This window comes from Arcicella aquatica (assembly GCF_034928825.1).
GTDB lineage: Bacteria > Bacteroidota > Bacteroidia > Cytophagales > Spirosomataceae > Arcicella > Arcicella aquatica.
This window is the reverse complement of record NZ_JAYFUL010000042.1, coordinates 1-15,299: the sequence shown is the minus strand read 5'-3', so window position 1 is coordinate 15,299 and position 15,299 is coordinate 1. Positions and strand designations below refer to the sequence as shown.

The 15,299-nt window shown below is 35.0% G+C and carries 11 protein-coding genes and 1 pseudogene; 11 read left to right on the top strand and 1 reads right to left on the bottom strand.

Annotation, left to right across the window (positions count from 1 at the left end; translation table 11 throughout):
• The first annotated feature begins 305 nt into the window (after positions 1–305).
• From VB264_RS19545 to VB264_RS19495, 11 genes and pseudogenes are all read left to right on the top strand, one after another.
• Positions 306–1,115 (top strand): helix-turn-helix domain-containing protein, encoded by an 810-nt coding sequence (locus VB264_RS19545; protein ID WP_323252113.1) that lies wholly within the window; start codon positions 306–308, stop codon positions 1,113–1,115.
• A gap of 74 nt (positions 1,116–1,189) precedes the next feature.
• Positions 1,190–2,863, top strand: coding sequence for a serine hydrolase domain-containing protein (locus VB264_RS19540; RefSeq protein ID WP_323252111.1), 1,674 nt, complete (start codon positions 1,190–1,192; stop codon positions 2,861–2,863).
• A gap of 208 nt (positions 2,864–3,071) precedes the next feature.
• Positions 3,072–4,475, top strand: coding sequence for a class II fumarate hydratase (gene fumC, locus VB264_RS19535; RefSeq protein ID WP_323252109.1), 1,404 nt, complete (start codon positions 3,072–3,074; stop codon positions 4,473–4,475).
• A gap of 393 nt (positions 4,476–4,868) precedes the next feature.
• Positions 4,869–6,071 (top strand): annotated as a pseudogene (locus VB264_RS19530) (IS4 family transposase); the annotation flags it as partial.
• A 390-nt stretch (positions 6,072–6,461) separates the two neighbouring features.
• Positions 6,462–6,992, top strand: coding sequence for a transposase (locus VB264_RS19525; RefSeq protein WP_309923472.1), 531 nt, complete (start codon positions 6,462–6,464; stop codon positions 6,990–6,992).
• 381 nt (positions 6,993–7,373) lie between these two features.
• On the top strand, positions 7,374–9,143 hold the full coding sequence (locus VB264_RS19520; protein ID WP_323252107.1) for a serine hydrolase domain-containing protein: 1,770 nt from the start codon (positions 7,374–7,376) through the stop codon (positions 9,141–9,143).
• A 300-nt stretch (positions 9,144–9,443) separates the two neighbouring features.
• On the top strand, positions 9,444–9,866 hold the full coding sequence (locus VB264_RS19515; RefSeq protein WP_323252105.1) for a hypothetical protein: 423 nt from the start codon (positions 9,444–9,446) through the stop codon (positions 9,864–9,866).
• 424 nt (positions 9,867–10,290) lie between these two features.
• Positions 10,291–11,121, top strand: coding sequence for a hypothetical protein (locus VB264_RS19510; RefSeq protein WP_323252104.1), 831 nt, complete (start codon positions 10,291–10,293; stop codon positions 11,119–11,121).
• 456 nt (positions 11,122–11,577) lie between these two features.
• Positions 11,578–12,225 (top strand): DUF5343 domain-containing protein, encoded by a 648-nt coding sequence (locus VB264_RS19505; protein WP_323252102.1) that lies wholly within the window; start codon positions 11,578–11,580, stop codon positions 12,223–12,225.
• Positions 12,222–12,803: a Swt1 family HEPN domain-containing protein gene (locus VB264_RS19500; protein WP_323252100.1), complete on the top strand. Its 582-nt coding sequence runs from the start codon at positions 12,222–12,224 to the stop codon at positions 12,801–12,803. Before VB264_RS19505 ends, VB264_RS19500 begins: the two co-directional genes overlap by 4 nt.
• A 179-nt stretch (positions 12,804–12,982) precedes the next feature.
• Positions 12,983–14,071 carry a putative phage abortive infection protein gene (locus VB264_RS19495; protein ID WP_323252097.1) on the top strand — a complete coding sequence of 363 codons (1,089 nt, stop codon included), beginning with the start codon at positions 12,983–12,985 and terminating at the stop codon, positions 14,069–14,071.
• A 190-nt stretch (positions 14,072–14,261) separates the two neighbouring features.
• On the opposite strand, the gene VB264_RS19490 is transcribed toward VB264_RS19495, so the two are convergent.
• Entirely contained in the window at positions 14,262–15,023 is a 762-nt protein-coding gene (locus VB264_RS19490; RefSeq protein ID WP_323252095.1) for a LytR/AlgR family response regulator transcription factor, read from the bottom strand.
• Between the last annotated feature and the right edge of the window lie 276 nt (positions 15,024–15,299).

The following is a 15,299-nucleotide window of genomic DNA, read 5'->3' as shown; positions in this document are numbered from 1 at the left end:
CAAGAGACGACCAAAGCTCGGTTTGAAAGACGATTTAAGCCCATTTTAACCAATTTTATCAATAATCACACTTTCATTTTAACTTTTTAAAAGATATGGGTAATCGATACGATTTAAGTCACCCGCTAATAGAAAGGTTAAATAAAAAACACCTCAAAGCTTATTACTCATCGCTCATAGCTCACAACTCATTCCCCCATCCCACCAATCAGCCTATTCATCCCAAATGAAAGCTAGTTCATTCATATTTACTGTATATTGCCATCGAAATTTAGTCAATGAGTACTGTTAGCTAATATATTACGATGAATCATTTAAAGAAGGGAGAATTTTACGGGCAAACGAATCAAACCATTCATCTGGATGGACTTACGCTAACGGATACCGTTTATACGCAACCTAAAGTAGATTGGCACTACCATGAACATGCCTATTTTACCTTTATCCTTGAGGGCAATGTAATTGAAGGTAACAAAAAAGAAGTTTATCATTGCCCTGCTGGTACGTTGCTATTTCATCATTGGCAGGATGCACATTACAACATCAAACCCGAAGGTTTTACCCGAGGTTTTCATGTAGAAATAGAAAAAAGTTGGGTTGATGGATTGTTTTTGAAGGCTGATAACATACAAGGCAATATGAACCTATCAGACCCCGCCCTGAAGCTTTTGATGTATAAAATATTTACAGAAACAAAAATACAAGACCCTACCTCTCCCCTATCTATCCAAGGATTGTTGCTAGATGTGTTGTCTCAAATGGCGGAGGGACGTCAATCGTTGTTACACAAGAATCCTTCATGGGTTGCCACAATCAATGAAATCTTGAACGACCAGTTTGCTGATAACCTAACCTTAGGTTTCTTATCCGAAACCCTCAGTATTCATCCCGTACATCTTTCGAGAGACTTTTCTAAATACTTTCATTGCACCTTTGGCGAATACATCCGAAAATTAAAAGTGCAGAAATCGCTCTCCCTGTTATCCGACAAAAGAAAACAACTGACCGACATCGCCTTTGAATGTGGTTTTGCCGACCAGAGCCATTTTATACGTTGTTTTAAACAAATCAATGGCATGAATCCTTCTGCCTATCGAAAAATACTTTTTGGTTAAGGCTTCCATGTTAATCCTGTTCTATTTTGGGGAAATCCATCCGCTTAAATTTGTCTCTTAAATAACGTATTATCATGAAACAGGTATTAATCATTCTTTTCAGCGTGTTAATCTCGCTGAAAACCTCTGGGCAAATAAAAGATCTTGTACCAGATTTTGTCCCAGCCGAATTCCTTACCAATCCACTTCAAGAAGCCAATATAGGTAGGATTACTTTTATGGCTAGCAATATTCCTCTGAATGTTTATAAGGAGGAGGATTTTCTCAGCACTTTTGAATTATCTCGCAAAAACAGCCTAAATATTAGGGTATTTATGGCAAATTCGGTGACTAATTATCTTCATCCGTTGGCACCAGAATTACCGCTTGAAAAACTTGTACAAAGTGGCAATCTTCAATTTACATTTTTTGTTGATGGCAAACTTATCTATCAAGAAAATATTCATCATGGCTGTAATTTTGGGTCGAGTGTGAATAAAAATTCGGCAACAAGCTTTAGAGTTCCGCTAACAAGTACGACAGGCGAAGACTGGTGGTCGATGTATATGTGGGACAGGTTCAAACTAAATGGAGGCGACAAAGCACTGACAGAAGGGAAACATCAACTAAAAATTGTACTCAAGCCTTATGTAAGACTAAGTGATTATGACCTAAGAGTAGGAGAAATTATTGCACAAGGACGGATAGAATTGGTCATTAAAACGCCTGTGATTACGAAGGAAGAAATAGCCATACAACCCATAGCCCCAAACAGTGATTGGGAAATATCAAAGGCTAAATACGACACCAAGAAGATAGAAGCCTTGAATACGGCTATTGCTAAATACGAGCTAAAGGAAATTACGAGCATTGTGGTAATTAAAGACCATAAATTATTGTTGGAAGAATATTTTAACGATGCCAACAGAAGTACACTTCATGACCCACGGTCGGCAGGAAAATCATTTACTTCCACCATGATGGGCATTGCGATAAAGGATGGGTACATCAACAACGAAGACCAGCCCTTGAAGGCATTTTATGATTTAAAAAAGTTTGCTAATTACGCTGAAAGCAAAGAACAAATAACCTTAAAAAATTTACTTACCATGAGCTCCGCCTTTGAGGGTTCAGATGCAGATGGCGATTCACCCGGGAATGAGGAGAATATGTATCCTAGCGATAATTGGGTAAAATTCACACTTGACCTACCATTGGATGCTCGTAAAAAAAATGGTGTTCAATGGGACTATTTTACTGCTGGTGTGGTATTGATGGGTGATATTTTAAATAAGACTGTGCCAGAAGGCTTAGAAAAATATACTGACAAAAAGCTGTTTAAGCCTTTAAATATCACGAAATATCAATGGCAATATACTCCACAAAACGTAGCAAATACGGCTGGAAGCTTACAGATGAGGACCATAGATTATGCCAAGTATGCACAGTTATATAAAAACAACGGGCAATGGCACGGCAAGCAAATTATTCCTGCCGACTGGGTTGCTAAAACATTGACCAAGCAAATACAGATTCCTGAAAGGGATAATGAATATTATAGTTATTTGTTTTGGAATAAGACCTTTCAGGTAGCGGGCAAGAATTATGAGGCCTTTTATTGTGCAGGCAATGGCGGTAATCAATTTATCATTTTCAAAGATTTGCCCATCGTCATCATCATTACAGCCAAGGCTTATAACAAACCTTATGCACATCCGCAGTCGGAAACTATCGTGAGAGAATATATTTTACCTGCTGTGTTGAAATAGGAGAAGTATAGCGGGCAAAAAATAGCACTCTTGGATAAGCAATACGCGACAGTCGAGAGTTATTATCTATCATTTTACCACAAAAAAATCAAAAAAACATCCTACGTTTCCTTTTCATTTCTACCTTTGCAGTCAAGTTTAATCAGGAGTAACCTTGTTGGAAACAAGCAGGGGTATTCGCTAATTCTCATATTTTCAAAAGGTAGAAATGGAATACAGAATAGAAAAAGACACGATGGGTAAGGTACAAGTGCCTGCCAATGTTTACTGGGGAGCTCAAACGCAACGTTCAATCATGAACTTTCCTATTGCTCAAGACATCAACAAGATGCCTAAAGAAATTATCCGTGCGTTTGCCTATTTGAAAAAAGCGGCAGCTATCACCAATTTCGAGGCTGGTGTATTGGCAGAAGATAAGAAAAACCTTATCGGACAAGTATGTGATGAAATCTTGGAAGGCAAGTTGGACGACCAATTTCCTTTGGTAGTTTGGCAAACTGGTTCGGGAACGCAGTCGAACATGAACTGTAACGAAGTGGTTGCTTACAGAGCTCACGTAATTAACGGTGGAGATTTGTTAGATGAAACAAAGTATATTCACCCGAACGATGATGTAAACAAATCGCAGTCGTCTAACGATACTTTCCCAACAGCGATGCACATTGCGGCATACAAGATTTTGGTAGAAGTAACTATTCCGGGCATTACCAAATTGCGCAATACGCTAGATGCTAAAGCAAAAGAATTTAAAGATGTAGTAAAGATTGGTCGTACACACTTTATGGATGCTACGCCTTTGACTTTAGGACAAGAATTCTCGGGTTATGTTTCTCAGCTTGACCACGGTTTACGTGCTATCAACAATACGTTGGCTCACCTTTCTGAGTTAGCCTTGGGTGGTACTGCCGTAGGGACGGGTATCAATACGCCAGTAGGATATTCTGAAAACGTAGCAAAACATATTGCTGATTTAACAGGACTACCTTTTATTACGGCTGAAAATAAATTTGAAGCCTTGGCTGCACACGATGCTATCGTGGAGGCTCACGGTGCATTGAAAACTGTAGCAGTTAGCTTAATGAAAATCGGTAACGATGTTCGTATGCTTTCTTCGGGACCACGTTCTGGTATTGGTGAAATCTATATTCCAGACAACGAACCAGGTTCATCTATCATGCCAGGGAAAGTTAACCCAACACAGTGTGAAGCGATGACAATGGTGTCGGCACAAGTAATGGGTAACGATGTAACGATTGGTATCGGTGGCTCGATGGGTCATTTTGAATTGAACGTTTTCAAGCCTGTCATGATTTTCAACTTCCTACACTCTGCTCGTTTGATTGGCGATGTGTGTGTGGCGTTTAATGATAAATGTGCGGAAGGTATCCAACCATTACACGAAAACATCAAGAAACACGTAAACAACTCGTTGATGTTGGTAACGGCCTTGAACACTAAGATTGGTTATTATAAATCGGCTGAGATTGCTCAAACGGCTCATAAAAATGGCTCAACGTTAAAAGAAACTGCTATTGCTTTAGGTTACGTAACAGCAGAAGAATTTGACGCTTGGGTGAAACCAGAAGAAATGGTTGGTGATATTAATGTGTAGTTTTTTTGGCTGTAGGCTGTAAGCAATAAGCTTTACTATTTTTTAACAAAGTCCGTCTTAATGATGGACTTTGTTAGTTTTCGGAGGTGTAAACCTGTAGCGGTAACCCTTGCGGTTACCGTTTGCTGTATTTGAGTTCTTCCAAACGGTAACCGCAAGGGTTACCACTACAGATACTATACAAACAATAGAAAGTAATAAACTTTAGTAATATCCCTTTTACAAAAAATATTTAGATAAGCCTGAGGCTGTCCAAAAAGTTTTTACGACCAAATATTATTCTGCGAAAGACCTCATCCCCAACCCCTTCTCCTTCAGAGCTACGGTTTATACACAAGAATGAGGTATTTTTGTTTTTTAAAAGTTTAAAATTTATATGTTAAAAAAAATGTTTTTGGTTTTGATTTCGGGGACAAACGCCTGAATGTACGAGGTAATGAGTTATTATCTTTAATCACTCAGCAATCTCAAACAACTATTCATAAGTTATCAAATCGCTGGGCTGACCAGATGGCTTATTACCGTTTCTTTAATAATTCAAAGGTGACAACATCATCCATCATATCGACGATTACCCAAGATACTGCTCAGAGAATAGAAGCGGAACATTATTTGATTTTCCAAGATACTACTCAAGTGAATTTAGAGAAGAATCGTTCTCAGATTGAAGATAATTCTGGTCTTGGTGTAATCGGGGATAATCGTAGTTTGGGTTTTTATTTGCATCCGAGTTTGGTAGTAAAAGCCTCTAATGAAAGCTGTGTGGGCTTTTCTTTCATCAAACCCTATATTCATTCTGAAGATAGACCAGACCGCCATGAGAGAAAATATAAGACCTTACCTATTGAGGAGAAAGAGTCTTATCGTTGGATAGAAAGTGTTCAAAACACTGCTAAGGTCTTATCAAAAGCTAGTTTACGGACTTCGGTACAAGATAGAGAAGGTGATATTTTTGAGCTATTAGCCACAGCCACAGAGCAAGACCATCTTATTGTTCGTTCGAGGGATAACCGTAAAATTATTTACCAAGATAAAGTTTGTGACTTGTATCAAACCCTTGAGGAATCTGATTTACAAGGAAGCTATTTGCTTGATATTCGAGGAGATATTCGGCATTCTTCAAAGAATAAAATAAAACGACAAGCTCTGATGGAGCTACGATTCGTAGAAGTCAATATCATTGCTCCTGCTAGAAAGGGTAAAGGAGCTTTACCTGTTAAAGTTTGGGCAATAGAAAGTAAAGAATCTCCAACGACAGTCCCTGATGGAGAACAACCTGTTCACTGGAGAATACTAACGACTCACTTGGTTGACAACTTTTCTGATGCTTGTCAAATAGTGTATTGGTATTCCTTACGATGGCACATTGAAACACTCTTTAGGCTTATCAAAACACAGGGATTTGCCATTGAATCCATCGAGCTTGAAAATGGAGAGTCAATCATTAAAATGACGCTCTTTGCCTTACAGGCAGCACTCAGGGTGATGGCATTACTCTTAGCAAGTAAAGCCACCGAGCCTAATCAAAACCAACAAGCCAAAGAACTTTTTGTGAAAATGAAATCAAATGTCTTGAAATCCTTGAAACACAATTAAGTGGAAATACATTAAAACAGCAAAACCCATATCCAAAATACGCTTTAAAATGGGCATTTTGGATAATTGCCCGATTAGGAGGTTGGAAAGGATATGCTTCCCAAAGACCTCCTGGTATAATTACCCTCAACGACGGAATTAAACGATTTAATAATATCTATATAGGCTTTAATATAGCATTTAAAAGATATGTATAAACCGTAGCTCTGAAGGAGAGGGGTTAGGGGTGAGGTTACAAACCAAATAATATTTTGCTATATTTTCCTTTTTAGACAGCCTCAATGTATGAAACTTTAGCATTAAATTTATACTTTGTAATCCAACATCTATCTCGCCGTTGTTCGTGTCTCCACGAACAACTCTAAGAAAATTTATAAAACTCAATTAGTTATGCAATATTCGAGTATGCAAATAGGTGTCCCATATTTTTACACCGCCACCATTTTAAATTGGCAAAAATTATTAAAGCCTGATAAGTATAAGGATATTATTATCAGCAGCTTACAGTATTTAGTAGCTCAACAAAAAATTAAAGTATTTGCATTTGTTATTATGCCAAATCACATCCATCTAATTTGGACAATGTTAGCTAAAAATGGGAAAGAGATGCCAAATGCTAGTTTTATGAAATATACAGGACACAGGTTTTTAGAAGATTTATCATTAAATCATCCGAAAGTCTTATCCTATTTTGAAGTAGAATCTGCCAATCGTAAATATCATTTTTGGCAAAGAAATAGTCTTCCAATTGCTTTGTATTCACCAACTGTTTGGCAACAAAAAATTGACTATATCCACAATAACCCTATCGTTGAAAAATGGAGTTTAGCTGATTTACCTGAAAACTATAGATATTCCTCAGCCAAATTTTATGAACATACGATAGATGAATTTGGAATATTAAGCCATTGGCAAGAGTAATTCAGATTAGTAACTTAATGAGAAAATTGTTCGTGGTGACATGAATAATGGCGAAGATGAATTTGGAATATTAAGCCATTGGCAAGAGCAATTCAGATTAGTAACTTAACGAGAAAATTGTTCGTGGTGACACGAACAATGGTGAAGCTCTATACTCATGGCATGAATGACAGATGATTTGTTTATTACCAAATTAATGTAAAGTCATGCCATGAGTTTGAATTAATTTATGGGTAAGAATATAAAAAACCTCAAAATCCGAACGCTATGCTGAATAAATATTACAACATATTCCTTTCAGGACTCCTTGTGTTAATTTTCTCCTTTAATAGTTTCAGCAATTCCTCAAACCCATCTGGTCAGGAACCTAGATTCAATCAATTGAAAAAAGACATTGAGAAGGTTGTCAAAAACTATAATGGACTATGTGTTGGATTAGCATTTATTCGCAAAGAAAACCCCGACATGATTTTCACCATGGGTGAAGATAAATCTGTTAGTAACCATAACATATCTGAAAACACCATCTTCAGGACTGCTTCTATTTCAAAAATGTTTGTAGCATTGGCCGTTCTTAAACTACAAGAAGAAGGTAAATTATCGCTTGAAAATCCAATTAAAGATATAATACCAGAGGTTAAATTTGAAAATCCTTGGGAAAAAACTCATCCAGTTCGAATAGTTCATTTGCTTGAACATACTACTGGTTGGGATGAAATGCATTTAGTAGAAATGGTTCATAATGAAGCTAGACCTATCGCTTTAAAAACTGCCTTGGCGTTTCATCCACATTCGAGAAAATCAAGATGGGCACCTGGTTCTAGAATGTCTTATTGTAATTCAGGATATGCAGTAATGGCCTATATCGTTGAAAAAATCAGTGGAATGCCTTATGAAAAATATGTCGCTGAAGCTATTTTGAAACCACTGAGCATGGAGCATACCACTTTTTTCAATGATTCATTATATAAACAATGGAGTGCTAAAACGTATAATTGGGCTATGAAAAGCGTAAATTATAAGAATGAGCTGTATCGTCCAGCTGGCGCATTAAATGCCTCGCCAAAAGATATGGCAACTTTGCTTAAGTTGTTATTAAATCGAGGAAAAGTTGATTCTCTGATGCTATTTAAAAAAGAGTCTATCAATAGGATGGAACTGCCACAAAGTACTCCTGCGGCTAAAGCAGGACTAGCTTTAGGGTATGGTCTTGGCAATTTTACGAGTATCCATAATGGGTTGACTTATCATGGGCATGATGGGGCAATAGATGGTGGACTTTCACAACTAGCTTATCTACCCGAACATGGTATTGGTCATGTAATATTATTGAATGCCAATAATGCACAGGCTATGCAACAAATTATCGCTTTAATCCGTGATTATGAAGTAGAAAGCCTTTCGATTTCTGAACAACACCCGCCCACTTACACTGGTCAGATAGCTATCAATGAAGGTTATTATCTTGCCATCAATCCACGAAATCAAAAATTATTTTATCAGGACGCCCTTTTTGCTGGCATTGCAAAAATAGCAATCCATGACAATACGGTGGAAAGGTCATGGTTGATTCCTGGAGCAATAACGACTTACCATCCTATCTCCCCTACTCAATTTACCCATAGTTCAACTAGAAAAATTGGTTTAGTAAAAGCAGTAGATTTCAATGAAGGCGAAGTATTGTACTCGGAGGATTCCGTTCTAAAGCCAATTTCAACTTTCCGAGTATTCGGTCAGTTAGCTTTATTGGGGCTTTGGGTATTCATGATTATTACCACATTCAGTATTTTTTTCATCCTAGTTATTTTATACGCAATTAACAAAGAAAAATACAAAGCATCAATGCGAATAAGTTTGTTGCCTATCATCTCAAGTTTACTGATAATACTAACTTTTGCATTACCTTTTTGGAGGATTGATAATATCGATTTACTATTTTCCAAACCTACATTTCTTTCGATTGTACTAATGAGTTGTTCAATCCTTTTTGTGGTGGGTACTGTAGTTTCAGGTTTTATCATTTACAAATCAAGAAAGCTGAGGCTTTACAAAATGATTTATTACCCAATCTGTTTGCTTACTTTTTTGCATATCCTTGCGTCAGTTTATCTATTATCTTTCGGATTTATTCCATTGATTACTTGGGCATGATAAAAGTGAGATTTCGCTGATAAACCCTACCGCTTCTATACTCATGGCATGACTGATAGATAAGTTGATTATTATCAAGATACTTTAAAGTCATGCCATGAGTTTGAATTCAACAAATTTCCAAACTCCATTCACAATAAAATTTAAAATAGATGACGACCTCTAAGCTTATAGCCCACCTATTACCAAATGTCAATTAATAATCAAAAAAAAAGTTTTTAATCATTTAAAAGTGTCTATTGGGTAATCTCAACGGCATAATATACTATGTTTGTGGAAACTTAAACAAGAATATACATCATGAAACAAATTGCTTTATTATTAATCGTAGTTCTATTTACAATGTCTGGATGTAAAAAAGATGAACCTGTTAATCCAGATTACGTTGACATTTTTGTAGGAACTTGGGTAGGTACAAGCTATACCAATGCAGGAACTACTTATGACCTAACCAAAATGAAGGATGTATATTTCCATTTTATTTTTAGAAGTGTGGGCGTTAATACGGTAGAACTGAAATTAACTGCCCTAGAAGATGGTCAAACGTATAGTCAAGTTTTAGGGAATTTAACAATCTCAAAAAGTGGTGATGTATATAATTTAAAACCTAGTGGCACAACCGCATCAACAGGGTCTTTAAAATATACAAGTACGACAGGTGAAATGACATTTTCTACCGTTGATGATAATGGCTTGCCTTTAATTATAATTTTCAAAAAGTAAATAAACTATCTACTTTGCTGTTACTCAAGTAGCCACCAGCAATTTTAAAATATACATTACCACAAAGTCCGTCATATCAATGATGGACTTTGTGGGTTTTAGGGGTAAGGCTGTATGAAGCTCGGTTACCGTTTTTGTATTCTTGCAAACGGTAACCGCAAGGGTTTACCGCTACAGGTATTACCATAAGACAACATACCGTATAATAAGTTTTGGGAAATTTTTTAGAGTTTGGTTTGGGAATTATGGAGGTAAATGGTAGATTATGAAGGATTATTGGTTTTTGATATTAGCTGTTGTAAAATGGATAATAGAAACGAAAAATAGGAATAACACAAAATAATATAAAAAGTACGACATAAGTTTTACACATTAGCGAGTTATACTGCATATTAAAAGGACTACCAACTCTAAACATTATGATATGAAACGGACAATTGCGATTTTATTAATTACCTTATCTCTGACTTCTTGCTTGACAAGAAAACATGAAGAAATAAGAACACAGGCTATTGCTGATGTGAGCAATCTTGAATCTAATAATGACGGGAATCCATCAACTCTTTTAACGGAAGCATTAAATGACAGTTTAAACGAAGTAAGAAAGATAGCGGATGAAAAACTAACCATTCAATCAACTCTTTCAACAATTGCATTAAATGAAAATGACAGCGAAGTAAGGAAGATAGCGGTTGAGAAACTAACCATTCAATCGACTCTTTCTACAGTAGCTTTAAACGACGATGACGATGAAATAAGAAAATTAGCAGTTAGTAAACTGACAATTCAATCGACTCTTTCAACAGTAGCATTAAATGACAATGACAGCGAAGTAAGAAAATTAGCGGTTGAAAAACTAACCATTCAATCGACTCTTTCTACAGTAGCGTTAAACGATAATGACGGCAAAGTAAGAAAGATAGCGGTTGAAAAACTAACCATTCAATCGACTCTTTCTACAGTAGCGTTAAACGACGATGACGCTGAAATAAGAAAATTAGCAGTTAGTAAACTGACAATTCAATCGGCTCTTTCTACAGTAGCATTAAATGACAATGACAGCGAAGTAAGAAAGATAGCGGTTGAGAAACTAACCATTCAATCGACTCTTTCTACAGTAGCTTTAAACGACGATGACGCTGAAATAAGAAAGTTAGCGGTTAGTAAACTAACCATTCAATCGACTCTTTCAACGGTAGCATTAAATGACAATGACAGCGAAGTAAGAAAATTAGCATTAAAGCTTTTAAAATAGTTTTGGTAAAAACTTGAGAATAGGAAATCGCCAATTTGGCGTTGTAAATACTACTCCAAATTGGTACTGTAGCGGTAACCCTTGCGGTTACCGTTTTTGTATTTTTGTAATGTAACATTACAATACACTCTGACGTAGTAAATATACGCCAAGCGGGGAAAATTTAGCGGTAACCGTAAAGGTTATCGTTTTTTATTTGTACTCTTTCCTGCGGTAACCGCTAAATCTTTTACCATAAGATACCATATAATAAATTTCTATGGGATTAATTAGTTGTTGGCTCGGTAATTGTGGAGTAAAATGATAGATTATGAAGGTATTTATAGCTATATTTTTCAAGATTGTCAATTTTGGGTACAGATTAGAAAAAATGGACAACCTCATTGATATTAGCCTCTTAGATCCAGTTTTATGACGTAATTATAAAAAAAATACTTGTAAACAAGAAATAACAAAATGATAGCAGATTTTTACTTAATGACAAATAAGAATTTGAATAGCTATTTTCAAGCTATTTCAAATGCAAAAGCCCCCTCAAAATTTACGACAAACTTCTTAATTCAGTTGGGTTTTAAAAGCACAGGGGACAGATTATTTATTCAAATACTGAAAGGACTTGCTTTTTTAGATAGTAATGGTGTTCCCACTGAAAGGTATTTCCAATTTTTAGACAATTCTCAGTCTAAATATATATTGACTGAAGCGATTAAAGAAGCATATGCTGACTTATTTCAAATTAATATTAGAGCAAATGAAATGTCAGAAAGTGAGGTGAAAAATAAACTCAAAACAATTTTTCAAGGTAAGAAATCTGACGACGTTATGAGATTTATGGCAAAAACATTTAAAGGCTTATGTGAACTTGGAGACTTTAATCATTCAAATAATTTAGTAAAACAAGACCCTAAAATTGAAATACAAGAAGATAAACATAGTGAAAGAAATTATGATGTACCTAACTATGATAATCAAAACCTATCCTCCCTTGTAAACAAGTCAATAAGCACAGAATTACATTACAACATTCAAATTCATTTACCCGAAACAAAGGATATTGCTGTTTACGATGCAATTTTTGAAAGCCTCAAAAAGCACCTACTATGAACTTAGACCCAATTTATAATTTTGCATTCAGAGGCTTATTAACAATTAATGCCCTTGAAAAAACGTCATGTACTAAAAAACAAAGATTTACGGAACAGGAAGGATTAGGACTTATAGAAAGTTTGGGGATAAATGAATTAGATGAAGAATTAGTGAAAACAGCCCGAAAAATGGCAATAGTGTACACTGGAATCTGTGCATTTGAAAATACAGTTAGAAAATTTATTTCAAATGTACTCATTGAGGCTTATGGCGAAAACTGGTGGAACACCAAAGTAACTGAAAGAATTAGGAGTAAGGCTGAAACGAGAAGAGCAGAAGAAAACAAAATCCGGTGGCATCAACCTAGAGGAGATACTTCAATGAATTATACAGAATTTGGAGATTTGCTTACAATAATGCGAAATAACTGGACTGATTTTGAGCCTTTTATAGTTTCCCTAGAATGGGCTGAGCAAATCATCAAAACTATTGAACGCTCTCGTAATGTAATTATGCACAGTGGTGAGTTAGTAAATCAGGATATTGAACGGATTGGAATGTATATTAGAGATTGGATAAAACAAGTTGGAGCATAGTTTGATATATTTTAAAATATCATATGATATTAATATTAAACATATTAGTACTGCTCTCAATCTATTCCAAATTACCTACTCTAAACTACAATTATAAATCAATTTGACACTGATTTATAATTATATCACAAAGTTTTATGCTTTAAGAAACGTGAAAATAATTAACCAGATAACCATAAATGGACACAAAGGAAAAAAGTAATTATACTAAATTTATTGATGGAGAAAGTCCAAACTTTGCCATATGGATTTTAGGTATTTCTGGAATAATAATTTTAGGTATTTTACCATTTTTATTGACAAGAAAAAGTTTTTGTGAAAAATTAGACTTTTCAAAAACTGGTGATATAGGAGATACTATTGGCGGAATAACTGCACCATTTATTGGACTAATTGGAGTTCTACTAACTTTTCTTGCTTTTTGGATACAATTTAAAGCAAATAAACAACAAACGCGACAGTTCGAACAGCAAGATATAAGTTACAAACGTGAAAGGTTTGAAACTAAGTTTTATGACTTACTCAAACTACATAGAGAAAATATAAATGAATTCAATATTCAAGACAACGTACTTGGACGAAAGTGTTTTATATATATGTACAGCGAATTACGTTTCTGCTATTGCTTATTGTTTAAATTATATGAATCTAATTATAAGTCTGGGAAAACTAAGCAAGAAATGAATAAAGAACAAATTTTCAACATTGCATACTTGACATTTTTTTTTGGAATTGGTAATTTTTCAAATAAAGCATATAATGAACTAATGAAATACTTTGACGATGATTTAATAAATGAATTTCATAATCTGCTTAAAGGCTGGCAAAAAGCTTACAATAAAAAACAAAAATTAGTAATACATCACGAAAATAATGGAATTTGCGAATTGAGAATAAAATATCAGCCATTTGAAGGCCATGTATCAAGGTTAGGCCATTATTTTAGACACCTATTTCAAACAATAAAATTCGTTATAGAACAAGATGATAAAATTATAAGCAATAAATATGAATACATTAAAACTTTAAGAGCTCAACTTTCAACTCACGAACAACTTTTAATATATTATAATTCTTTAACTATTTTAGGCAAACCTTGGAATGACAAAAATATATTAAAAGATTATAAATTTATTAAAAATATTCCTCTTCCTTACGCAGACTTTTACAAACTTCCTAAAGAAGTATTTGGAGAAGTAGCTCAGGAAGAAGAAAGATTTTTTGAATGGGATGAAATAATGGAAAGATTAATAAAAATTAAAGGATAATCAAAAATGTTTTATCCAAATAAAGGCAAGCGAAATAATTTGAAAGATGTTATACTTTAATTTATAAATCCAAGCTTGTCGTAATGTTAGATTATGCCAAACGGAGAATTTTCAGCTTTGACAACTTTTTTAAAGCTGTCAAAGCTCTCTACCGAAATCCGAAACCCGACGACCGAAACCCGACGACCCCCTATATCTCCATCAACCTTTTCAAATTATCATGAAACGAAATGCCTGTTTCTAATTTACTTCGTTTTTGGTCTTGCATTACTACCAAGTATTTTCCGTTGAAATGCTTTTCTAGTTCTTTGATTCTGGTAGCATTTACGATACACGAACGACTGATTCTGATAAAGCTATCAGGTAGTTTTTCGGTTAGGTTTACAATCGTGTGATTGGTAATGTACTGTTTGCCCTCAACAGTATTCAAAAACACATATTTTTCATCTGCCTGAAAATGGGATATTTCATGAAAGGCGATGATTAAAATCTTATCGCCATTTCTTACCGAGATAGAATGTATTTCCTTTTTAGGCTTTATCAATTCTGAGATTGTCTGGAGACTCTCAGACGATAACTTTACCGATTGGTTTGCTGTTAGCTTTTGTAATTTCAAGACTGTTCTATCAAGCCTTGATTTTTCGATGGGTTTCAATAGATAGTCAACCGAATTTTCTTCAAAGGCTTTAATCGCAAATTGGTCGAAGGCAGTTACAAAAACCACTATCGGCATATAGGTCAATTTTGCTAGCATCTCGAACCCTGAAAGGATGGGCATTTCAATGTCTAGGAAAATCAAATCTGGTTTCAACTCTTCAATGATTTCCAAGCCCTCTTGTCCATTGAGGGCTTCGCCAATGATGTCAAAAGTATCGTTATAATCATTCAATAGTCGTCGCATACGACTGATTGAAATGGGTTCGTCGTCTATGAGTATGGTTTTGAATTGCATATTCTTTTTGAGTAATTAGAGATTAGTAATTGGTGATTAGTTTTAGAGTAATGTAGCTTTTCAGCTTTCATAAATATAATTAATAATTAAAATTTATGTCCGTCTTTTAGGCAAGTGTGCTTGCCTAAAATAGGTTGACAGATTTATTATCTTGTTTAATGTACTTAAAATTGTAATATAGTTTGATTTGGGTCTGTTTTTTTTGTTCCATCGGATGTCCAAATGTTTAATTTAGGTCTTTTATGGACCTCAAGTTCTTTGATGTATTGTTCAAAC

Coding starts and splice junctions, on each gene's coding strand:
- VB264_RS19500 (WP_323252100.1), top strand. CDS start 12,222: ATGAACTTAGACCCAATTTATAATTTTGCATTCAGAGGCTTATTAACA.
- VB264_RS19525 (WP_309923472.1), top strand. CDS start 6,462: ATGCAATATTCGAGTATGCAAATAGGTGTCCCATATTTTTACACCGCC.
- VB264_RS19545 (WP_323252113.1), top strand. CDS start 306: ATGAATCATTTAAAGAAGGGAGAATTTTACGGGCAAACGAATCAAACC.
- VB264_RS19515 (WP_323252105.1), top strand. CDS start 9,444: ATGAAACAAATTGCTTTATTATTAATCGTAGTTCTATTTACAATGTCT.
- VB264_RS19510 (WP_323252104.1), top strand. CDS start 10,291: ATGAAACGGACAATTGCGATTTTATTAATTACCTTATCTCTGACTTCT.
- VB264_RS19495 (WP_323252097.1), top strand. CDS start 12,983: ATGGACACAAAGGAAAAAAGTAATTATACTAAATTTATTGATGGAGAA.
- VB264_RS19490 (WP_323252095.1), bottom strand. CDS start 15,023: ATGCAATTCAAAACCATACTCATAGACGACGAACCCATTTCAATCAGT.
- fumC (WP_323252109.1), top strand. CDS start 3,072: ATGGAATACAGAATAGAAAAAGACACGATGGGTAAGGTACAAGTGCCT.
- VB264_RS19540 (WP_323252111.1), top strand. CDS start 1,190: ATGAAACAGGTATTAATCATTCTTTTCAGCGTGTTAATCTCGCTGAAA.
- VB264_RS19505 (WP_323252102.1), top strand. CDS start 11,578: ATGATAGCAGATTTTTACTTAATGACAAATAAGAATTTGAATAGCTAT.